Below are 20,085 nucleotides of genomic sequence, written 5' to 3' on the forward strand. Positions count from 1 at the left end.
CCTACTTTTTTTCAATTGGATCTGGCCAATCATTAAAAAAGACCGTCAGATATCTGCTTTTTAATAAATATAACAGTACCCATAACACCAGTACCATTTGGCACGCTAAGAAAAACGAAAACTGATAGTGACTGTGCGCAGCCTGATAGGTTAACCAACTTAAATCTGTGATTGCACACAAAATTAATGGCCAGCGCATAAATCGCCAAATAGACGCGAGACGTTTCGCACTTTCAGCATTTTCTTGAGGTCGGCGTAAACAAAAGATCACCGCCGGTAATAAGGCGATTGCAGCTATGGCAATGGCTGTAAAGAAATCACTTTTCGATTTAAAAAACAGCGACATGATATCTAAATCAGGGCGACGGCTCAGCGCCGCCATAATCCAAATAAAGTAACTGCGTAACAGCACTAATAACGTTAAATGAAACGCTACTGGGGTACGATAAGCACCGTGTTTATCCCAGTATTCTGGACCGTAGCGATTCATATTTGGTTCTTCTTATCGGCAATGATACCAAGTGCCAAAAACGCAGCTGTAAGTGTAAGCGCCAGCCATTTAACACCGAGTAGCATTAGCAGCTTACTTAAAAATGGGGTTACAAACACCACAAGTAAGCCCATGCCAAACCCAGTGACCAACACAAAGCAAAGCACGCGAATAATAAAGTGACGACGCGCTACAAAGCGCTTGGTCACTTTAATAATATCGTTTGCATACAAAGATATAAAACACACCACCAGCAGTAATGAAATATTGTAAAGGTGTGGTTGCAGCCAACTGCCAATTGTTAAAGCAACTGACGACAATGCCTGTAATAGACTATCCATTGTGCTCACTTAAAAGCGCAATAAGGTCAGCCTCAGTTAACACATCAATACCTAAATCTTGTGCTTTGGTTAATTTTGAGCCTGCTTTTTCACCTGCAATAAGCGCATCTGTTTTCGCCGATACACTACCCGATACTTTTGCACCTAACGCTTGTAAACGGGCTTTTGCATCATTACGGTTAAGCTCGCTTAATGTGCCGGTCAGTACGTAAGTTAAGCCCGCTAATGGTTGCGCATCGGCGCTCGGCGCTGCTAATTCTGGCCAGTGAATACCTTGCTCAACCAATGCATTTACAACCGCCATATTGTGCTCTTCGCTAAAGAAGCCACGTACATGCTTGGCAACGATTTCACCTACGTCACTTACTTCAGTTAACGCATCAACGCTTGCTTGAGTGATTTTTTCAAGGGTTAAAAAGTGGTTTGCTAAGTTTTGCGCGGTTGCTTCACCCACTTCGCGAATACCTAACGAGTATAGGAATTTAGCTAAGGTTGTTTGCTTAGCATCTTGCAGCGCATTAACTAAGTTCTTAGCAGATTTAGGGCCCATTCGCTCTAGTGATTCAAAATGGCCTTGTTTAAGGATAAATAAATCAGCAGGCGTTTTGATCAGTTCACGATCAACAAGTTGATCAACAATTTTGTCACCCAAGCCATCAACATCAAGGGCTTTACGTGACGCAAAATGTTTAATTGCTTGCTTACGCTGCGCTTGGCACACTAAACCACCGGTACAACGGGCAACCGCTTCACCTTCAATGCGCTCCACATGTGAGTCACAAATTGGGCAGGTAGCAGGAAATTCAATGTCTTTAGCATCGTCTGGGCGACGTTCAAGGACAACTTGGGTAATTTGTGGAATAACATCACCTGCACGGCGAATAATCACGGTATCGCCAATTTTAACGCCTAAGCGGGCAATTTCATCGCCATTATGAAGCGTTGCGTTAGATACCGTTACGCCACCTACAAATACCGGCTCTAATCGTGCTACAGGGGTAATTGCGCCAGTGCGCCCTACCTGAAACTCAACATCAAGTAATTGGGTAATTTCTTCTTGTGCAGGGAATTTAAAAGCAATTGCCCAGCGCGGCGCACGTGCCACAAAGCCTAAACGCTCTTGTAGTTTTTTGTCGTTTACTTTAATAACCACACCGTCAATTTCGTAGGCAAGGCTACTTCGACGCGTCAAGATATCTTGGTAGTAATCAAGTGCAGCTTGCTGGCCTTCAACCAGTTTTGTTTCTGGGCAAAGTGGTAAACCCCAATCGGTAAGTTTAGCAAGCTGTTGATAGTGATCTTCTGGTAACTGCCCATCTGCAACAAGCCCTGTGCTGTAAGCATAAAACATCAGTGGACGTTTTGCTGTTACTTTAGAGTCAAGCTGACGTAAGCTACCGGCTGCAGCATTACGCGGGTTAACAAAGACTTTGTCACCACGTTTTTCGGCTTCACTGTTTAGTTTGGCAAAACCAGCGCTGTCCATAAATACTTCACCGCGCACTTCAAGCTCTGCTGGGAAGTCATCGCCACGTAACTTAAGCGGCACATTACGAATTGTTTTCACGTTTTGGGTGATGTTTTCACCTACCATGCCATCGCCACGGGTAGCTGCTTGAACTAAAACACCATCACGATAAATAATCGATACCGCTAAACCATCAAGCTTTGGTTCACAACAAAAAGTCAGCTCCTTGTTATCCATTACTCGCTCTTTGATACGGCGGTTAAAGGCAGCAAATTCCTCTTCTGAAAAGGCATTATCAAGTGACAACATCGGCACTTGGTGAGTAACTTGCTCAAACTTATCAAGTGCAGCGCCACCGACTTTTTGGCTTGGTGAGTCAGGGCTTTGAAACTCAGGATTAGCTTCTTCAAGGGCGCTTAATTCGCGCATTAAACGGTCATATTCAGCATCAGGAATGCTTGGAGCATCCAGCACATAGTAATTATGGTTATGCTCTTCTAACTGGGCACGAAGTTGGCTAATTTGCTCAAAGATAGGGCTGGACATGAAAACCTCAAAAATCTACATAAAAAAGCCACTTAGACGACTTAACGCCAAGTGGCCAAACACTTATCATTTATACAAACGAACGTTTAAGCTGAAAAGCTGCGAACTTTCTCAACATACTCACGAACGCTTTCAACCGTCATTTCTTCACGGTTGCTATCTAAAATCGTTGCACCAAATTCATCGGCTAGCTTTTTAGCTGCACTGTGCAACATGTTGAATGCACTTAGACCGTCGCCATCACATGGTAAGGTCATAAATAAGCTAACACCTGCCGTGCTAAACTGTTCCATATTATCAATATCGAACGTGCCTGGATTGTACATATTCACTAAACGGAATAACACCGGGCCTGTACCTGCTGGGTCTAAGTGACGGTTAAAGAAACCTTCTTCAGAATACTTAAAGCCTAACATATTAACGGCTGGCAATAATTGGCTGCCATCCATTGTTAAACCTTCTGGCATTTGTAAATGCACAATAATGAAATCGGTTGGAGCTTGTGCATCAGCAGGCTCTTCTTCTGCTTCTTGTTGCTGAGTTTCTGCTTCTGGCTCTTCAACAACCTGTTCTGAAACAGCTGGTTCATCATTACTTTCTGCTGAAAAGCTTAAATCACCAAACTCTGGCTCATCACGCTCTTGCGGTTTTGCAGTTGCAGGCTCTTGAACCTCACTGGTTGTTTCGTTCGGTTCAACCCGTTCAACTGAAGGCGTATCTGGGCTGTCCTTTTTACGCACCGACCATAAGCCGTGAATTAATAAACCACCAATGACAAATACACTGATTACGATTAAAGCCCATCTTAATTCTTCGGCCATCCCCTCACCTTTATTATTTGATATGCCTAAATTTTATGCATGTGCCATTTGCACAGCTTGTTCTATATCTACAGCGACCATACGTGATACACCTGGTTCCGCCATAGTTACACCGGTCAATCTGCCTGCCATTTCCATGGCAATCTTGTTATGACTGATATAAATAAATTGTACTGATTGTGACATCTCTTCTACCAAACGGCAAAAACGACCCACATTCGCATCATCCAATGGCGCATCCACTTCATCTAGCATACAGAATGGAGCTGGATTGAGCCTGAATATTGAAAACACCAATGATAATGCGGTCAGCGCTTTTTCTCCACCACTAAGCAGGTGAATTGTCGAATTTTTCTTGCCTGGTGGCCTTGCCATGATGCTCACCCCACTTTCTAGTAGATCATCACTGGTCAATTCAAGGTAAGCACTACCGCCACCAAACACTTTTGGGAATAACTCCCCAAAGTCTGTATTTACTTGTTCAAAGGTCGCCTTGAAACGGTTTTTTGTTTCACGGTCGATTTTTTGAATCGCCCCTTCAAGGGTATTTAATGCTTGTGTTAAGTCATCAAGCTGCTGATTTAAATAATCGCTGCGCTGTTTAGCCTGCTCAAACTCATCTATTGCCGCTAAGTTCACCGCGCCAAGTTCATTTAAAGCTTGCGTGGTTTTTGTAAGCAAAGTTTGCATGCTATTTAAATTGGCATTGTCAGGCAGTTCTTCAAGTACTGTTTTTAAATTTTGTTCCAGTTCTTCAAGTGGCTCTAACGCAGCTTGCGCCTTAACGATTAAACTTTGCTCATCCAGTGCCAATGCTTGCAATTGCTCTTGTAACGTCACCAACTCAGATTGCGATGATTTCAACGCTGTTTGCTTATCAGCAAGCTCCTTTTTAGCTTGACTCAAGGCCGCATGCAAGTTTTTCAGCTCAACGTCACTTTGTTGATGCTTTTCAAGCAATAGCATAATCTGCTCTGCTACTTCTTCAAGCGGGATCACTAACTCTTCTAGTTGCTCGTTGAGCTCTAATACTGCTTCACTGGCAGCACTTTGGGCAGCATTAGCATGCTGTAGTTTAGTTTCGCTAAGTTGACACTCACTGCGAGCTTTTTGTTCAGCCAAATTAGCTTGATGTGCTTGCGTTTTATATTGCTCAAGCTGAGAAGCCACTTGGCGATAGTTGTTATTTGCCTCAGCTTGTTGATGTTTTGCTTGCTCTAACTCAGTTTCAAGTTCTAATTGCTGCTCTAACAGTTGTTCTAGTAAACACTGCTGAGTTTGTTGCTGTTGGTCGGCATTTTGCTTTTGCTCAGCGAGTAACGTTTGACGTTGTTGTAACTTAACAAGCTGGTTTTGCCACTGCGTTTGCTGCTCTAATAGCATATCGCGTCGAGTGCTAGCCGATGCAATCTGCTGAGCCGCTTGGTGAATTCGTTCTCTGTATTGCTCTTTGTCGGCGATGAGCGTTTTCTTGTGAGCTAGATGCTCATTTAGCAATTGTTGCTTGGTTTCTAATTGCTCGTTGAGCTCTTCATCTAACTGCTGTGCATCACTTAGCTGAGCATGCTTTAAAAGCAAAGAATTGTCGGCGTCTTTATTAGCATCGGTATGAAAGTTACGACCATGCATACAGCCCTCTTCATCAATCACTGCCAGCCAATATGGATCCGCTAAAATAGCGTCATCAAAACTAGGTTGAAAAGCAAACCGTGTTAATAAATCAGGGTAAGCACCCGATTCGATATAATTGGCTAATGACTCTTTTGGTAACTCAGCATTATTAGTTACAGGCCAAACACTGTTAGGCTCTTTATGTTGACTGACCTTTAGATGCTCAAGGCCAAGTAGGGCTTGTTCAATTAGCGGCTCAAAGCCAGAAGCCACCTTTAACTGCGCTAATAAAGAGACACTGTCGCTGTCGGTTTGCTCTGATAACACAGAATTAAGCGCCGCTATGCTGGCTCTGTTTTCATTACTGTGCTGCTGAACCCGCTTTAAATCCTGCTCTAATTGCTGCTGCTCTTTATCCGCTTGTTCTAGATTTTGAGTGAGCTTATTCAGCGCACTTTGTTGCTGCGCAAGCTCTTTCGTCAGTGATTGAATATGCTGTTGTTGCTCAGCAATTTGCGCTGCAACTGGAGTCGCTTCAAGTTCACTAATTTCAGCGGCAAGTTGTGTCTGCTGAGTTTCAAGTTGCGCAACAGTCTGGGCAAAGTGAGCCTGTTGATTCTTTGCAACATTAATATCACTGCTATGAGCTTGGCTTTTCTGTAAGGTGCTTTGATATTGCTCATTGGCGCTTTGCGTTTGTTGCTGTTGCTGTGCGACTTGTTCTTCAACCTCTGCAACTTGCTCAGCGCACAGTAAACTTTGCTCAATCGCTTCTTGTAGCTGCTCTTGTAAAATGGCGGCTGAGGCGTGTTGCTCTTCTTGCAGCTCTTTATTTTGTAACTGCAGTTGTTGCTGTTTGATAAGGTTTTGGCTAAGTGTTTGCTGTTGCTGCTTTAAGCTGATCTGTTGCTGCTCTTTGCGCGTCAAATCAGTGTGTGTTTGATGCTGAGCCTGCTGTGCGTCTTGCAGTTTTTGCTGCTCAAGCTGCACCTGATTTTCAAGGCTTGCTAAAACATCATCGTGACCAGAATGCGCTTCTTTAAAGAACTGGATTTGCTCTTTAAGTTTATTGATTTGCTCAGCTTTATCGATTTGTTGTTGGTGTAACTTCTGCCACTTTAAAACCGCAATTTGCCCTTTTAAGGTGCGCTCAGTGGCTTTTAGCTCTCGGTATTTTTTTGCATCGACTGATTGCACTGCAAGTTTATCGAGCTGTGTTTGCAACTCCTGCCTTACATCAAGCAATCGCTCAAGGTTTTCGCGGGTGCTTTTAATGCGGGTTTGCGTTTCACGACGACGCTCTTTGTATTTTGAAACCCCCGCTGCTTCTTCTAAAAAAACACGTAAATCAGCCGGTTTACTCTCAATTAAACGCGAGATCATGCCCTGCTCAATAATTGCATAGCTGCGCGGGCCAAGACCTGTGCCTAAAAAGATGTCGGTAATATCACGCTTACGGCATTTACTGCCATTTAGAAAATAAATTGACTGGCCATCTCGGGTTACTAAGCGTTTTATCGCCACTTGGTTTCGATCAGCAAAGGTATTCGGTAAATGGCCACTGGTGTTATCAAACACCAACTCAACAGAGGCTTGTGAAATTGGCTTTCGATTAGTTGAGCCGTTAAAAATAACATCGGTCATGGCATCGCCACGTAAGTTTTTAGCTGAGCTTTCACCGAGCACCCAACGCACTGCATCGATGACATTTGATTTGCCACAGCCGTTCGGGCCGACAACACAGGTCATCTGATCAGGAAATGGGATCTTAGTGGGTTCAACAAACGATTTGAAACCCGCTAATTTTATGGTGCTTAAGCGCATCTAATTGTTTTACCGATTTTTATTGTTATTCTTCAATTTAACCCATTTTAGGGTAAAAGGTTAAGCGTGGCGCTTAAAATTATCTAAAATAATACCCGTTGCCATCGCTACATTAAGCGACTCTGCTTGGCCATAAGCCGGAATAGTGATTTTATCAGTAACTAAGCTTTCGCAATCAGTACGTATACCATGAGATTCACTGCCCATTAGTAATACGGCATCTTGTTTAAGAGCAGTTTTGTGGATGTTCTCACCTTCTAAAAATGCACCATACACAGGAAGATTTAAGTTAGCTAAGTAACTGGTTAAATCAGTTTGTGAGACACACACGCGAGCAAATGAACCCATGGTTGCGCTAATAGTTTTCGGGTTATAAGCATCCGCACTGTCTGTGCTGGTAACAATATGCTTAATACCATACCAATCAGCAACACGAATAATCGTTCCTAAATTCCCCGGATCCGACACGCCATCAAGAGCTAAAATAAGCCCCGATGTTGGTAATGCTTGCTCGCTTGGCATATCAACAACAGCAATGGCGGCGTTGTTACTAACAAGCGTACTAGCTTTAGTTAGGCTGTCTTCGTCTGCTTCAATGACTTGATGGGCTGCAAGTGCTGATTGGTGCGCAGAAATAAATGCAGGAGTCGCAAATATATGAGCAATACTTAAACCACTGTTTAGTAATTCAAGTACATTTTTTTCGCCTTGAACAAGGTACTGGTTATATTGCTTACGGTATTTCTTTTGACCTAATGCACGAATTAGTTTCAGTTGGTTTTTTGAAATCATAACAGCCTCATAAAATGATGGTCTAGTATATCACCAAGGTCACAGATTCTGTACTCGAAAAACCAAGGGGAAAGTGCCAATTGCTTATTCAATCAGCACTTTTAAGAGACACTAGCTAATAAGAGGCATTAACTAATTTTCGTCAGCCACTCATTTAACCATGGCTCAGTAACAGGCCAAGGCTCAAAATCTTCACAGGCATCAATTTCTAAACGATGACCAACAGGTTTTGCCTGTAAATCGCGAAACAGCTCATCAAAACTGCGACCTGCACCACAAAACGTATCGCCATAGCTGCGGTCGCCCATAGCAATAATGCCGTATTGCTTACCTGTTAACAGTGGAAATTGATCATTTAATTGGCTATATAAAGCGATTAAATTGTCAGGAATATCGCCCTGACCCGTCGTTGAAGTGATCACTAAAATATGTGACGCAGCCAGCATGTCATCGACCGTGCCATTTTCAACTAATTGCGCTTGATGCTCAGACTTTTCAATGACTTCAATAACTTGTTCGCTTAAACGCTCAGCACCGCCGTAAACACTGCCGACAAAAATACTAATGGTTGCCATAATAATCCTTTTCTTCTGTTGGCCAGCCAAGTTGCTGGCAAATCGTTAACATTGCATCGCCTAAAGGCGCTCTAATTGTTATTGGTTGCTTGCTATAAGGGTGCACAAACTTTAATTCAGAGGCAAATAACATTAAACGACGAAGCTGGAAATGCTCTCTAAAAAATTGATTATGCTGATTATCACCATGATTTACATCACCAATAATTGGCAATGATAAATGTTTTAAATGACGACGAATTTGATGTTTACGGCCAGTTTTTGGAAAACACTCCACCAGCGAGTACCGAACTGTTGGGTACTTACCTATTGGAATAGGTAAGCTTGCTTGGTGCAGGCAATGAAATTGTGTTTGTGCTTCTTGCGGCGCTTTATTTTGATCAGCAAACTTATCGGCAATTTTATCAAGCTCTTCTTTTAAGGGTTTATCTAAGAAGGTTGATTCGTTTAAAAAGCCTCTTACTAAAGCTAAATAACGCTTTTCAATTTGCCCATCAATAAATAACTGATTCATATCACGGGCTGCTTCTGAACTTAACGCAAACAATAATACGCCTGACGTTGGTCTATCTAAACGATGAACAGGAAACACGTGTTGACCAATTTGGTCACGCAGCATTTGCATAGCAAATTGGGTTTCGTGTTTGTCTAAAAACGAACGGTGAACCAATAAACCTGATGGTTTATCAATCGCAATGTAATTTTCATCGCGGTACAGAATCGTTAACTCATCAAATTGTGGCTTAACACTCTCTTGCATCTTAGTCATCACTCAAAAGTTGATCGAGTTTTTGTAAAACGTTAATCACATCATTACCGCCGCTGTGTTGTGCCAGCATCATTTCAGTCATAGGCGCAATTGCAAAATTACGAGGTAAAGGCTGGGCATGTGCAATGAGGGAGTGCATTTTTTCAAGAAAAACAAATTGCAGCCATTGCTCAAAAGCCATGGTGTCATGACAAAACGGCACACTAGAATTGAGTGCACTTGGGTCAATCGGTGTTGTTTGCCAAAGTGAATGGCGTTGTAATGTGGATTCTAATTCGCGCAGCAGCGCCAAAGTCTGTTGATGCATTGTAAAACTCTTAATACCTTTGCGCTTAGTATACCCTGTTCCAAGGCGCCATGGTATGGCGTATAATTCGCAGCTGATATAGATTAATAATGGTAATTGAGATTTTATGACTGAGCAGATCGCCACTTTAGGGCAACTTCTGGATGCAGCAGGTACCACTTGGCGTGCCTTCGATATTGGCAGACACATCACTAAATTAGACAAAAAACAATTTCTTGCCATTGAAGAAACAAAAATCCCTTACCCTTACCCGCTTGCAGGTCATGCTTGGCTTGCTATTCAATTTTGGGATGTAAAAGCGTCTAAAGAACCTTATGTATGGTTTTTAAAATTCCCACTAGATGAGCAGAGCCGCCTAGTAAGCGCAAGCCGCGACCATTTCGCAAACATGGTAATTGAAGCACTTGGTACAGAAATTACCGGTGAAAATGCTGAAGGCAAATTAGACAACAACCCGTATGTATTTACGCCAAACGCCAACAAGCTAGCAGCTTTTAATGCACAGGTTAAATGTTTGCTTAAACAAAGTGCTTCACAGTATTACGAATATGCGCAGCTGTATTTTTCTGGCAAACTGGGTTTTGATAACTGGCAAAGTGTTGCAGTACAAGGTATTGCAGACTTTGCGATGCGTTTAGATAACGACAACAATTTAGCAAATCTACAAGCCGCTTGGGGGCAATTACCAGTCGAAGTATTACAGCCGCTAAGTGCAATGCTTGAACATGTTGCAATCGACCCCGTATTTGCAGAACAATTGTTAGCCTACGGTTTAAACGCCATAGAGCATAAAGACGACATCGCCCTTGTTGCAGCCCTTAGAAGCTTATCAAAAACACCTGCGCAAGGTTTAACTGCGCAACTGGTTGATGCTGTATTACGCTCTGATATGAACACCCAGTCAGATGTACTATTAACGATTGCGGGGCGTTGTTTTAGCACACTAGAAGACCCAGAACGCTTACATGTGTTTATGGATTGCTGTGCACACCACACTGAGATTGAGCAACTGTTTGTGAGTATTTTCACCGATTTAGTTGCAATTCCTAGTATTCGCCCTCACCTACTAGGTTTATTAAGAAAAGAAAATCGTAGCGAAACACTCGCTCGAGCAATTGGAAGGTTATTTTCGTAAATGGCAGGCTTGTGGACACTCATCATCATTGGCAGCATCATCTACTTTTTTTGGTTAAACAGAAAAGTGGCCGAAGCAGCTAATCTTCATGCACAAAGACAAATTGAGCAATTAAATGTGCAATTGATGAGTGTTGCTTGCAATAAACGCCGACTTGGCATTTTAAAAAGCGGCAAACCAGGTATCAAAAGCGAATTTATTTTTGAGTTTTCAAGTGATGGACAAAACGTGTATCAAGGTGTTTTGATCATGGAAAATGAATTACTTAAAAGTGTAGTTATACCGCCACACAAGATTTAAGTTGCGAGTTGCGAGTTGCGAGTTGCGAGTTGCGAGTTGCGAGTTGCGAGTTGCGAGTTGCGAGTTGCGAGTTGCGAGTTGCGAGTTGCGAGTTGCGAGTTGCGAGTTGCGAGTTTTACAAGAATAATTGCCTGTTTGAGAAGTGCAACCTCCAGAAAGAACTAAGGCGTAGCTAATAGCCACGCCCCAATCTTGCTACTTCCATGATTAAGTATCCTTACTTATGCCGAAGCTGCCTTTTTATCTTTCCCCTGAACGGGTATACATCCGATACACCCACCATGCTACTTCATGTAACATTTAACACATCCTAGTGCCGTCCTCTTGCCGTCAATGGCTATCCACTTCGTTTTCCAAACGCTCCTTTAGCTTCCTGCTAAAATCATCCTTTGGTTAGTCCTTTTCAATCGCTCCGCGATTGTGCTGCATCCTGGCAGTGTCCTCGTTCTTCCTTGCTTCCCTAGTTCTTGTCCCTTTGCTTCCTGCTAAGCATCTTGCTTTGTTGCCATAATCCTAATCCTTGGCATCAGTTCAATCATTGAACCTGCGTCTTCTTGACATGATTAAGTTTAGAGAAATGCGGATATCTTGGTAGGCATAAAAAGTAATTTTTTCTAAGTCACAAAAATGACAAAAACAATAAATCCTTTAAAATCATTAAAATAAGCAATTATAGGTACAGATTTTAAGGCATTAAACTGATAAAGCGCACAGCAATGTGAGATTTATCTCACATTGCTATTTCCAAAACGTCCTTTTGTCAATTTGCTGCTTTGAACATCAAGTCGCCTTCAACTTGGTTAAAGCTTAATGCTTTGAACACTTCAAACCCTTCAGAGCTAAAGAATTCGCGCTGTTCAGAACGGGTAACAAATACGGCTAAACCACTTGCTTGATTGCTTGATTCAACTAAATAATCAAGACCTCGTAACAGATATCTGCCTAAACCTTGCCCCTGAAAATGTGGGTCAACGGCTATAAAGGCTAAAAACAGATAATGGCCTTTACTCGAGAGCGCTTCGCGAATAGTGCGTTCTTTTTCTATCAATTGATTGGTTTGCAAGTAACCCGCACTAAGCATCAGTTTTAAGCGCCAATGCCAGTATCGCTCAGCTTGCAGTTCACTTGCCGAATCAAATACACACGCAATTGCTTTTAATCTACTTTCTGAGTAAAGGCCTATTAGAGGCTGTTTTTCTTGCCAGAAACTTGCTAGCTCTTCACGCACTAAAGCACGTAATTTAGTTTCATATTTACTTGGATTATCTTGTTGAAAACCTAATACATTCTGAAGAACAGGATCATCATGATAGGCTTGATAAATAAGGCTTGCGGCAGTGCTGATATCTTCAGCACTCAGGTATTGCACACTTAAGGTTTCGGGTTCAGCAACTGTCAAAATACTCATCCTTTTATTTGTTTTATTATTTTCGTACTAGACTATAAGGTATATACCTAACGGCGATTAAAGACAAATTCAGCGTAAGTTAAACTGCGGTTCATCATCATTAAGTTCAAGCAGTAATAATTATCGCCATACACAAGGAGCAGAACTATGGATACGACAAAACATGATATTTCGACCCTATTTGCACAACTTGGTTTACCGAGCAAAGAAAGTGAAATAGATGCTTTTATAGCATCCCATCAACTGTCTGATACAACCCTATTGCAGGAAGCGCCTTTTTGGGATGAAGCTCAGCAACACTTTTTAGCAGAATCACTTGCAGAAGATGGTGCTTGGAGCGAGGTGATTGATGAATTAGACGCAAGGTTACGCCAGTAACGCCTGCGACCTAATTTACGAGCTTAAATAACATTCTTTTAGCTCGTAAATTAGGAAAGTAATTTCACTCCACATCTATTATTGCTACCATACGCGCGCACTGCAGCCCATATACTGCGGTGCTTTTTAGTCTTTATAAAAGAGTTTATACAAAAATGAATGCCGTTGTATTTGATGCAATTAAAACCCTTCTTGATGAAGGTAAAACCCCAACTGTTGCCTTAACTAAAAGTAAGCTAACCCAACCTATGCCGATGCCTGTGATCATCGCTGCGGTTAGCCAATATAAAAACAATCCGGATTCAATTAATAATTTCATCAATAACCCGTCAAATGAACAACTGAGTACACCAAAAGAAAGTCAATTGGATCGTATTGAAGCTAAATTAGATAGGTTATTAGCACTGCTTGAGAAAAAATAATGTTTGTTGTCGATCTGACTTTTGATTGCTACCAAGATACTACCCTAGAGCTTGCTGAGCAGGCGATTAACCGCCTGGTCAATGCGCTTCGTTTTAACGGCCAAATTATTGGTGATGAGTTTCCAACGGTTTTAAAAGATGGATTTTTCATTACTCGTGTAATGTGCCCGACCGAAGATGCGATGCATCCGCTCAACCATAGTCCGTTTGTAAAACATAGCATTGAGCAATTAAACACTGCAGGCTTACTGGCACCAAAAGTTAAAGTGGTCGGCCAAGACATTCACTCAAATGGCGCTGACATGTGTCATGATCCGTCGTGCTATATTTTGTATACCACGTACGTGCACACCTGTAGCCCGCTTTATTGTGGTGATGACTTTTTGCCTGTGCCGTTATTTCGCATTCCAGCAATTGCCAATGGCGATTACAAAACACTCATTAAATGGCAAGAAGACTGGCAAGCGTGCGATCAAATTCAGATCAATGGTGCAACCCGTTGTGAATTTCCTGCGCTTGAAGAGCTAACTAGTATCAAGAGTGACTTATACCGCCGTGGTCGTGATATCACTAAACGTATTAGCTTTCTGACCAAGAAGCCGGTTTATTACTATTTATACCGTGTAGGCGGCGTTGACAAAGAGTCAGAGCTTAAACGTCGCTGCCCAAGCTGCGATGGCGAGTGGAAATTACCAGAGCCATGGTTTGGCTTATTTGATTTTCGTTGTGAGCCCTGTGGCATTGTTTCGAATATCTCGTGGGATTTTCAGTAACTTAATAAAGGCAATAACCAGATACACGAAAGGGGCAATCGCCCCTTTTTACTTATTAAATTTATACCGTTACTTTGTCTAAAAACTCACTGATGCTAGTTGCTAGCACATGATGTGGTTTTTTACCCACATACTCTAAACAAACCTCACCGCTTTCGACTAATACAGTGATCAGCAGATCATCTTGCTCTGTAAGACCAATAAATACGGTTTCTGGCTGCTTTAGCTTGCGCTTCATTAACACGTGACCGGTAATATTTTGCTGTAAGCGGCTAAAATCATCTTCATTCCATGCTTGTAGCAGTTCAATGTGATGATCATCAATACTCAATAACAAATTACCCGCATAGACATGACCAAACAATGGGCTTAAATCTTCAGGAAACGATAACTCGAGTGCCTTGGCTAAGTCTTCTAAACTGCCAGCAGGTTGTTGTGGAACTGCACACCACTGAATAAGCCCTTGCTCATCGACTTCGCCCTGCTCACATGGACTTGGCCATGCTGTATCATGTTCAATAACAGGAAGCTTTCCTGTGCGTTCGAGGCATTTTTCACTAAATGCTTGATGTAACTTATCTAGTTTTGTAGAAACAGACATACTGCGAAACTCATTGGCTTTAGGTATAATGCCTTCATTGTAACTACAAAAGTGTAAAGATGACAGATTACAGCAACTCACCCGAACTGAAAAACAGCGTTCTTGGTAAAAGCACAGAGTATGTAGATACCTACACACCAAGTTTACTGTTTCCTATTGCCCGTAAATTAAACCGTGATGCATTAGGTGTTAGCGAAGATAACTTACCGTTTAAAGGCCAAGATATTTGGACTGGCTATGAATTATCGTGGCTGAATAGCAAGGGTAAGCCAATGGTCGCTGTGGCAACATTTGTATTTCCTTGTCAAAGCAGTCATATCATTGAGTCAAAGTCATTCAAACTGTACCTAAATAGCTTTAATCAGACTCGATTTGAGACGCTGGATGACGTACATCAAGCACTTAGCAAAGACTTGTCAGATGCGGTAAATGCACAGGTCTTAGTTACTTTATACCAAGCAGATGATTTCAATTGTTTACCATTTTCAGCGTTACCGGGCGAATGTATTGATGATCTGGATATCGAAATCACCAGCTATGATATTGATGCAAGCTCACTTCGCCATAATGGTGATGAGATTGTCTCAGAAACCCTACACAGTCACTTACTAAAATCGAACTGTTTGATCACCTCACAGCCTGATTGGGCGAGTGTGATTATTCGTTATAAAGGCCAAGCGATTTGCCATGAAGCCTTATTAAAATATTTAATTTCGTTTCGAACTCACAACGAATTTCATGAGCAATGTGTAGAGCGTATTTACTGCGATTTAATGCAGCAGTTAAATCTCGAAGAGTTAGAAGTGTATGCCCGTTATACACGCCGTGGTGGTTTAGATATCAACCCTTATCGCTCAACGAATCAAGATGAAACACCCTTCAAGGTAAAAATTAATCGCCAATAACTTTGGTGACAATAAAAAACCGAGTTGTGAACTCGGTTTTTTATTGTCTGAATATTCGTTACAGATAATTACTCGTCTTTAAAAATACCCACATACGTTGGTGATGTATTTGATTTACTCGCACGGTACATGCCAGCGGTGTTAAACGGCAAGCTAATGTTACCTTTAGCATCAATGATGATCACACCGCCTGTGCCCCCTACAGGCATTAATACATCGTGGATCACTTCGTTCCCCGCTTCCATAATGGTTTTACCTTGGTACTTTACGCGAGCGCAAATGTCAGCTGCCACATTGTAACGAATAAAGTACTCGCCATGGCCTGTCGCAGATACTGCACATGATTCATTTTCAGCAAAGGTACCTGCACCAATCACGGGTGCATCACCCACACGACCAAAGCGTTTTGCTGTCATGCCACCTGTAGAAGTACCAGCGGCGATATTACCGTTTTTATCAAGTGCAACAGCACCAACAGTGCCCATTTTATAATTAACTGGCAAGGCTTTGTGTGCAGCTTGGTAGTCTTTGCTAGTGACTTTTTGTTTATCGAGCTTCTCTTTTGCTTTTAATAAGGCTTTGTAGCGATTTTCAGTATCGAATAGATTGTTTTCAACCAGTGGCACGCCTTGAGTTTTTGCAAACTCTTCAGCACCTTGACCGCTGAGCATAACATGCACTGATTTTTCCATCACTAAGCGCGCTAGGTTAATTGGGTTTTCAATATGTTTAACCCCAGCAACAGCTCCTGCTTGGCGTGTACGACCATCCATAATCGATGCGTCAAGCTCATGTGCGCCGTCATAAGTATATACAGCACCGCGACCAGCGTTGAAATACGGCGAGTTCTCCAGCACATTAATTGCCGCAGTGATGGCATCTAGGCTCTCACCGCCCTTTTCGAGCACGGCATAGCCTGTTTCAACGGCTTCTTTTAGTTTTGCACGGTAAGCTTTTTCTTGTTCTGGCGTGAAGCGGCTTTTTTCGATCGTTCCTGCACCACCATGAATGGCGATAGCAAAAGGTTGATCACTACTGTGGCTTAAAGTACTAAATGATAATGCGCTAATCGCAATGGCTGAGGTGAGTAATGTTTTTAGCATAAGGGCACTTATATTTATTTTAGTTTGTAAGCCCAATGTGAATAATTCGGCGCTGCATTTCAAGCTTTAACCGATGAAAGAAACAAAAAAAGCGCCAAATGGCGCTTTTTTTCAGCAGTTTAAAATTAAGCTTGAGCTGCTTTTAAACGTGCTAAACGTGCTACTTGGTGAGTAGACGTTAAGAAAGAGTAGATAGGTGCTAAGTAGCCACGCTTGCGAAGCTCTAAGAACTCTTCATCACTTAGTGAGTTAAGTTTTTTCTCATCAACAAGGTAAATACCGTTGATGTCTTTTTTCTCACCTTTGATTTCTACAGTTAGCGTTTGCGCTACTAGTAGTTCTTTGTCTGCAAGGAACTTAGTGAATGCTTCAGTTACTTGAGAGAACTCGATGAAAGAAACAAGTGCTTCTTTACGACGCTTAAGGTACTCAGTTTCTTCACCGTTTTCGAAAAGTGCATTACCTGTTTCTTCGCTTACAAGTGGGCTTGCTTCATCGATTACGATACCAAATTGGTCAGCTTCTGGGTGCTTAACAAGACCAAGTGGGTAACGAGTCATAGACATAGGTGCAAATGCAGCTGTCCATTTGTCGTCTTGAATGAAAAGGTTCTCGCCTGGCTCTAGACCAAATAAAGCAACTGCTTGGAATTGACCTGATTCGTTGTTTTTAACAAATGCCATTGGGAATTCATTTGCGATGCGTGCAAATTCGTGTGCAACCACAGGTACTAAGTGCTGAGTTTTCATGAACTCAATGTTGATGCCATTTTGAATTTTAGTGTTGGCATGTTTTTCGTTATGTAAAGGCTGTACTTGTTGCTCCGCCATGATACTGCTCCATTAATTTTATAATATGTTTTTGCTGTTAGTGCCCAAAGCCTAAAGGTTTTGGCAACAAAAAGGAAGTGAAAATTTTGTGGCAGTTTGTACATTATAAATTAACAAATTTACCTACATTACCAATCAACCCCAAATGATGAAAAAACAAGCTCTAAGCAAGTAAATATTATCACGCATAAGCCACTATTTTTGTTAGTATATTCAAAAATTATGGGAAGAATGAGGCAAACAATGGAAGGCTATCAATTAAATAAAGACTATAAAGTAAGCCAAGTGTTTATTGGTGAAATTAATGAATCCGTTATTATTGTTGATAACTTTTTACACAGCCTTGAGCCTATTTATCAATTTGCCACAGATACGGCCTATTTCCAGCCTTTTGGCAGCGATGGCACACTCTACCCAGGCAAACGAGATGAAATGCCTGCGCCTTACTACCGAGCTTTTGAGCAGCTACTTAATGAACTTTTAGAGCAAGGAATCATTACAAGCGGCGAAAATAATTTATATCTTCACCGCTGTAAGCTTTCATTAGTTACTCAAAATGCGGATGAATTAAATACCTTGCAGCGTATACCACATATTGATTCAACGGATGATAAAACATTTGCAGCAGTGCATTATTTGTCAGATAAAGAATGGGGCGGCACAGGCATATACAAATACCTGCCCGACAACATCATTAAAGTGACAGCTGATAACCAAAATAGCGTGCATAAAATGATTGCTGATACAGAAAAGCACAGCGCAACTCATCAAGGCTATTTAAATGAAACAACAGCGCTTTTTGAAAAAGTGGTGGATATTGAAGCGAAGATCAATAGGCTCGTAATTTATAAGAGCAACCTACTACATAGCGCAGCTCTTTTTAATCACAAAAAGTACAGCAATGATCTAAATAACAGCCGTTTATCTATCTCTTCGTTTTTTAGAATTAGCTAAGCTGGCTAACACTTTTTAGCCAGCTCAGTTAATAAAATTAGTACTTCTGTAAGCCAAATTTCTTTATTTTATTTAACAACTCTCTGTGCTTAGGTAACTCGCTTAATAACTGCTTAACGCGCTGCTGTTTAAATTCAGCAACTTGTTGATTGTCGCTCTGCTTAGATTGCTGTTTGGCAGGTAGATAATGCATACCAAACAATACATATAAATAGTTTTCTAAGTCGAACAAATCGAACTTACTGGCAAAGTCTTCACGTACTGGTGTAAAGCGCTGCCAGCGTGCTAGGTTATTTTTTAGTTTGTCTGATAACTGGTCGGCTTTTTTGTTATCACGCCAAAAGGCTGAATCAGTTCTATCCGAAATACAGTAATGCATTTTTATAAAATCGAACGTTTGTTGCCATACATAATTCACCTGCTGATTGTAATCATCTGCAACTAAGTTAATGTCATCTCGAGTACGCGGAAAACGCTTTGCTAATAACCCCGCAGAAAAGTCTGCAATTAAGATGGCAGTTGCTTCAAGTGGCTCAACAAATCCTTGCGACAAGCCTATAGCGACACAGTTTTTGTGCCACATCTTTTCTCTGTGCCCTACTTTCATCGGGATCTTTCTTGGCGTTAAGTGCTCAAATTTATTACCTAAATAATGATGCAATTTAGCGTGTGCTTGCTCATCGCTCATATACTTAGATGAATAAACAAACCCCACTCCTCTTCGCTCTGTGAGCGCAATATCCCAGATCCAACCGGCTTGGTGTGCCGTAGCAATAGTGTAAGGCGGTATTTCATCATCGCTTTGTGTCGGTACTTGCAATGTGATTGCAGTATCAGTTAATAAACTAGCTGATTTATCAACAAAACCCACCCCTAGTTTTTGCCCAATAAAGGCAGCCGAAAAACCGGAGCAATCAATAATAAAGTCAAACTCTAAGGCGTTACCTTCTGAGTCGATTAGGTGTGTAATAAAACCTTGCTCATCACAGCTGACATCTTTAATTTCTGCAAACAGGTGTTTTACAGCAAAATGTTGCGTGGCATGGCTTCCTAAGAATGCAGCAAACTTTTTAGCATCAAAATGATAGGCATACCCGTTTATACCTGCATATTGAGGTGTCGCAATTGTTTTCGGTGCTAGGTTATTTTCACAACACGCATGTTGCTTAGAAACAAAGTCTGCGTAATCATTACCGTTACCCTCAGCAAGCCACTGCTGCGTTAACTCCTCACCGAATATATGTGGGTGATCAAATAAATGATGGTAAAAGTTAGCACCATGTTTGTGTTTATCTAGCCAATTTACAAACTTGATTGACTGTTTAAAAGTAACATCACATTCATTGATAAAGTCACTTTCACTGATACCAAACTTTTGCAAAGAGTTGCGCATCGAAGGAACAGTACCTTCACCGACACCTATGCTGGCAATATTAGGAGACTCGATTAACGTTATCTCAATGCCACTTTGCAAAAGCGCATGACCCAAATGGTTAGCGGCTAACCAACCTGCGGTTCCGCCACCAACAATTGCGATTTTTTTTATCATTTTTACTCGCCCACTTTTTATACCAATTCGCTTAATTAAATGGTCTATTTTGAGGCAATAAAACCTCGTTGATAACAAAGCAAAAATTTCGTTATTTAGTTGTTCTCGGCAATTGCTCCTGCATTGCTCTACCTTCTGCATCCATGCAGTCGTAAATCAGAAATTTTTAACGCAGGTAGCGAC

The 20,085-nt window shown here is 41.6% G+C and carries 21 protein-coding genes; 7 read left to right on the forward strand and 14 right to left on the reverse strand.

The window, feature by feature from the left end; translation table 11 throughout:
* Position 1: 1 nt before the first annotated feature.
* The 9 genes from KQP93_RS11510 to KQP93_RS11550 all read right to left on the reverse strand — a co-directional run bounded on the left by KQP93_RS11510 (position 2) and on the right by KQP93_RS11550 (position 9,544).
* Complete coding sequence (locus KQP93_RS11510; protein ID WP_217874498.1) at positions 2 to 490, reverse strand: DUF2919 domain-containing protein; 489 nt, start codon at positions 488 to 490, stop codon at positions 2 to 4.
* Positions 487 to 831: a DUF3392 family protein gene (locus KQP93_RS11515; protein ID WP_217874500.1), complete on the reverse strand. Its 345-nt coding sequence runs from the start codon at positions 829 to 831 to the stop codon at positions 487 to 489. Before KQP93_RS11515 ends, KQP93_RS11510 begins: the two co-directional genes overlap by 4 nt.
* Positions 824 to 2,845 (reverse strand): NAD-dependent DNA ligase LigA, encoded by a 2,022-nt coding sequence (gene ligA, locus KQP93_RS11520; RefSeq protein ID WP_217874501.1) that lies wholly within the window; start codon positions 2,843 to 2,845, stop codon positions 824 to 826. The genes KQP93_RS11515 and ligA overlap by 8 nt, the downstream gene beginning before the upstream one ends.
* A gap of 86 nt (positions 2,846 to 2,931) precedes the next feature.
* Positions 2,932 to 3,666: a cell division protein ZipA gene (zipA, locus tag KQP93_RS11525; RefSeq protein WP_217874503.1), complete on the reverse strand. Its 735-nt coding sequence runs from the start codon at positions 3,664 to 3,666 to the stop codon at positions 2,932 to 2,934.
* A gap of 33 nt (positions 3,667 to 3,699) precedes the next feature.
* On the reverse strand, positions 3,700 to 7,101 hold the full coding sequence (locus tag KQP93_RS11530) for a chromosome segregation SMC family protein (protein WP_217874505.1): 3,402 nt from the start codon (positions 7,099 to 7,101) through the stop codon (positions 3,700 to 3,702).
* A gap of 60 nt (positions 7,102 to 7,161) precedes the next feature.
* Positions 7,162 to 7,893 (reverse strand): RNA methyltransferase, encoded by a 732-nt coding sequence (locus KQP93_RS11535; RefSeq protein WP_217874507.1) that lies wholly within the window; start codon positions 7,891 to 7,893, stop codon positions 7,162 to 7,164.
* A 128-nt stretch (positions 7,894 to 8,021) separates the two neighbouring features.
* Entirely contained in the window at positions 8,022 to 8,468 is a 447-nt protein-coding gene (locus KQP93_RS11540) for a flavodoxin (RefSeq protein ID WP_105175164.1), read from the reverse strand.
* Entirely contained in the window at positions 8,455 to 9,228 is a 774-nt protein-coding gene (truC, locus tag KQP93_RS11545) for a tRNA pseudouridine(65) synthase TruC (RefSeq protein WP_217874509.1), read from the reverse strand. Before truC ends, KQP93_RS11540 begins: the two co-directional genes overlap by 14 nt.
* A 1-nt stretch (position 9,229) precedes the next feature.
* Positions 9,230 to 9,544: a YqcC family protein gene (locus KQP93_RS11550; RefSeq protein ID WP_217874510.1), complete on the reverse strand. Its 315-nt coding sequence runs from the start codon at positions 9,542 to 9,544 to the stop codon at positions 9,230 to 9,232.
* Positions 9,545 to 9,650: 106 nt separating this feature from the next.
* Here KQP93_RS11550 and KQP93_RS11555 point away from each other — a divergent pair, with 106 nt between their 5' ends.
* Together KQP93_RS11555 and KQP93_RS11560 are read left to right on the forward strand one after the other, a co-directional pair.
* Positions 9,651 to 10,679 (forward strand): DUF3549 family protein, encoded by a 1,029-nt coding sequence (locus tag KQP93_RS11555; protein ID WP_217874512.1) that lies wholly within the window; start codon positions 9,651 to 9,653, stop codon positions 10,677 to 10,679.
* The gene (locus KQP93_RS11560; protein ID WP_054553721.1) at positions 10,680 to 10,979 is read left to right on the forward strand and encodes a DUF3301 domain-containing protein; all 300 of its coding nucleotides are present in this window, start codon (positions 10,680 to 10,682) and stop codon (positions 10,977 to 10,979) included. It begins immediately after the preceding gene.
* A gap of 760 nt (positions 10,980 to 11,739) precedes the next feature.
* On the opposite strand, the gene KQP93_RS11565 is transcribed toward KQP93_RS11560, so the two are convergent.
* Complete coding sequence (locus KQP93_RS11565) at positions 11,740 to 12,387, reverse strand: GNAT family N-acetyltransferase (RefSeq protein WP_217874514.1); 648 nt, start codon at positions 12,385 to 12,387, stop codon at positions 11,740 to 11,742.
* A gap of 147 nt (positions 12,388 to 12,534) precedes the next feature.
* Between KQP93_RS11565 and KQP93_RS11570 the strand changes: the two genes are divergently transcribed.
* From KQP93_RS11570 to KQP93_RS11580, 3 genes are all read left to right on the forward strand, one after another.
* Positions 12,535 to 12,765 carry a DUF2789 domain-containing protein gene (locus tag KQP93_RS11570; protein WP_036969581.1) on the forward strand — a complete coding sequence of 77 codons (231 nt, stop codon included), beginning with the start codon at positions 12,535 to 12,537 and terminating at the stop codon, positions 12,763 to 12,765.
* Positions 12,766 to 12,920: 155 nt separating this feature from the next.
* Entirely contained in the window at positions 12,921 to 13,187 is a 267-nt protein-coding gene (locus tag KQP93_RS11575; protein WP_054553723.1) for a hypothetical protein, read from the forward strand.
* On the forward strand, positions 13,187 to 13,960 hold the full coding sequence (locus tag KQP93_RS11580; protein ID WP_054553724.1) for a Zn-ribbon-containing protein: 774 nt from the start codon (positions 13,187 to 13,189) through the stop codon (positions 13,958 to 13,960). The genes KQP93_RS11575 and KQP93_RS11580 overlap by 1 nt, the downstream gene beginning before the upstream one ends.
* 61 nt (positions 13,961 to 14,021) lie before the next feature.
* Here KQP93_RS11580 and syd read toward each other — a convergent pair whose 3' ends face one another.
* On the reverse strand, positions 14,022 to 14,561 hold the full coding sequence (syd, locus tag KQP93_RS11585; protein WP_217874515.1) for a SecY-interacting protein: 540 nt from the start codon (positions 14,559 to 14,561) through the stop codon (positions 14,022 to 14,024).
* 59 nt (positions 14,562 to 14,620) lie between these two features.
* On the opposite strand from syd, the gene queF reads away from it, so the two are divergent.
* Complete coding sequence (queF, locus tag KQP93_RS11590; RefSeq protein WP_217874517.1) at positions 14,621 to 15,466, forward strand: NADPH-dependent 7-cyano-7-deazaguanine reductase QueF; 846 nt, start codon at positions 14,621 to 14,623, stop codon at positions 15,464 to 15,466.
* 68 nt (positions 15,467 to 15,534) lie between these two features.
* Here the strand turns inward: queF and KQP93_RS11595 are convergent, their stop codons facing one another.
* Together KQP93_RS11595 and KQP93_RS11600 are read right to left on the reverse strand one after the other, a co-directional pair.
* Positions 15,535 to 16,569, reverse strand: a complete 1,035-nt coding sequence (locus KQP93_RS11595) for an isoaspartyl peptidase/L-asparaginase family protein (RefSeq protein ID WP_217874518.1) — start codon at positions 16,567 to 16,569, stop codon at positions 15,535 to 15,537.
* A gap of 125 nt (positions 16,570 to 16,694) precedes the next feature.
* The gene (locus tag KQP93_RS11600) at positions 16,695 to 17,399 is read right to left on the reverse strand and encodes a SapC family protein (RefSeq protein WP_217874519.1); all 705 of its coding nucleotides are present in this window, start codon (positions 17,397 to 17,399) and stop codon (positions 16,695 to 16,697) included.
* 243 nt (positions 17,400 to 17,642) lie between these two features.
* On the opposite strand from KQP93_RS11600, the gene KQP93_RS11605 reads away from it, so the two are divergent.
* Entirely contained in the window at positions 17,643 to 18,353 is a 711-nt protein-coding gene (locus KQP93_RS11605) for a DUF6445 family protein (RefSeq protein WP_217874521.1), read from the forward strand.
* A gap of 37 nt (positions 18,354 to 18,390) precedes the next feature.
* Here the strand turns inward: KQP93_RS11605 and KQP93_RS11610 are convergent, their stop codons facing one another.
* The gene (locus KQP93_RS11610; RefSeq protein WP_217874522.1) at positions 18,391 to 19,902 is read right to left on the reverse strand and encodes a tryptophan halogenase family protein; all 1,512 of its coding nucleotides are present in this window, start codon (positions 19,900 to 19,902) and stop codon (positions 18,391 to 18,393) included.
* Positions 19,903 to 20,085 lie beyond the last annotated feature (183 nt).

The sequence above is a fragment of the Pseudoalteromonas shioyasakiensis genome (assembly GCF_019134595.1).
In the GTDB taxonomy this organism is placed as follows: domain Bacteria; phylum Pseudomonadota; class Gammaproteobacteria; order Enterobacterales; family Alteromonadaceae; genus Pseudoalteromonas; species Pseudoalteromonas shioyasakiensis_A.

What these genes read in the sequence shown, in the direction of transcription:
- truC (WP_217874509.1), bottom strand. Translation starts at nt 9,228, where the DNA reads ATGCAAGAGAGTGTTAAGCCACAATTTGATGAGTTAACGATTCTGTAC.
- KQP93_RS11570 (WP_036969581.1), top strand. Translation starts at nt 12,535, where the DNA reads ATGGATACGACAAAACATGATATTTCGACCCTATTTGCACAACTTGGT.
- KQP93_RS11555 (WP_217874512.1), top strand. Translation starts at nt 9,651, where the DNA reads ATGACTGAGCAGATCGCCACTTTAGGGCAACTTCTGGATGCAGCAGGT.
- queF (WP_217874517.1), top strand. Translation starts at nt 14,621, where the DNA reads ATGACAGATTACAGCAACTCACCCGAACTGAAAAACAGCGTTCTTGGT.
- KQP93_RS11610 (WP_217874522.1), bottom strand. Translation starts at nt 19,902, where the DNA reads ATGATAAAAAAAATCGCAATTGTTGGTGGCGGAACCGCAGGTTGGTTA.
- ligA (WP_217874501.1), bottom strand. Translation starts at nt 2,845, where the DNA reads ATGTCCAGCCCTATCTTTGAGCAAATTAGCCAACTTCGTGCCCAGTTA.
- KQP93_RS11515 (WP_217874500.1), bottom strand. Translation starts at nt 831, where the DNA reads ATGGATAGTCTATTACAGGCATTGTCGTCAGTTGCTTTAACAATTGGC.
- KQP93_RS11540 (WP_105175164.1), bottom strand. Translation starts at nt 8,468, where the DNA reads ATGGCAACCATTAGTATTTTTGTCGGCAGTGTTTACGGCGGTGCTGAG.
- KQP93_RS11550 (WP_217874510.1), bottom strand. Translation starts at nt 9,544, where the DNA reads ATGCATCAACAGACTTTGGCGCTGCTGCGCGAATTAGAATCCACATTA.
- KQP93_RS11510 (WP_217874498.1), bottom strand. Translation starts at nt 490, where the DNA reads ATGAATCGCTACGGTCCAGAATACTGGGATAAACACGGTGCTTATCGT.
- syd (WP_217874515.1), bottom strand. Translation starts at nt 14,561, where the DNA reads ATGTCTGTTTCTACAAAACTAGATAAGTTACATCAAGCATTTAGTGAA.
- KQP93_RS11560 (WP_054553721.1), top strand. Translation starts at nt 10,680, where the DNA reads ATGGCAGGCTTGTGGACACTCATCATCATTGGCAGCATCATCTACTTT.
- KQP93_RS11600 (WP_217874519.1), bottom strand. Translation starts at nt 17,399, where the DNA reads ATGGCGGAGCAACAAGTACAGCCTTTACATAACGAAAAACATGCCAAC.
- KQP93_RS11565 (WP_217874514.1), bottom strand. Translation starts at nt 12,387, where the DNA reads ATGAGTATTTTGACAGTTGCTGAACCCGAAACCTTAAGTGTGCAATAC.
- KQP93_RS11575 (WP_054553723.1), top strand. Translation starts at nt 12,921, where the DNA reads ATGAATGCCGTTGTATTTGATGCAATTAAAACCCTTCTTGATGAAGGT.
- KQP93_RS11605 (WP_217874521.1), top strand. Translation starts at nt 17,643, where the DNA reads ATGGAAGGCTATCAATTAAATAAAGACTATAAAGTAAGCCAAGTGTTT.
- zipA (WP_217874503.1), bottom strand. Translation starts at nt 3,666, where the DNA reads ATGGCCGAAGAATTAAGATGGGCTTTAATCGTAATCAGTGTATTTGTC.
- KQP93_RS11595 (WP_217874518.1), bottom strand. Translation starts at nt 16,569, where the DNA reads ATGCTAAAAACATTACTCACCTCAGCCATTGCGATTAGCGCATTATCA.
- KQP93_RS11580 (WP_054553724.1), top strand. Translation starts at nt 13,187, where the DNA reads ATGTTTGTTGTCGATCTGACTTTTGATTGCTACCAAGATACTACCCTA.
- KQP93_RS11535 (WP_217874507.1), bottom strand. Translation starts at nt 7,893, where the DNA reads ATGATTTCAAAAAACCAACTGAAACTAATTCGTGCATTAGGTCAAAAG.
- KQP93_RS11530 (WP_217874505.1), bottom strand. Translation starts at nt 7,101, where the DNA reads ATGCGCTTAAGCACCATAAAATTAGCGGGTTTCAAATCGTTTGTTGAA.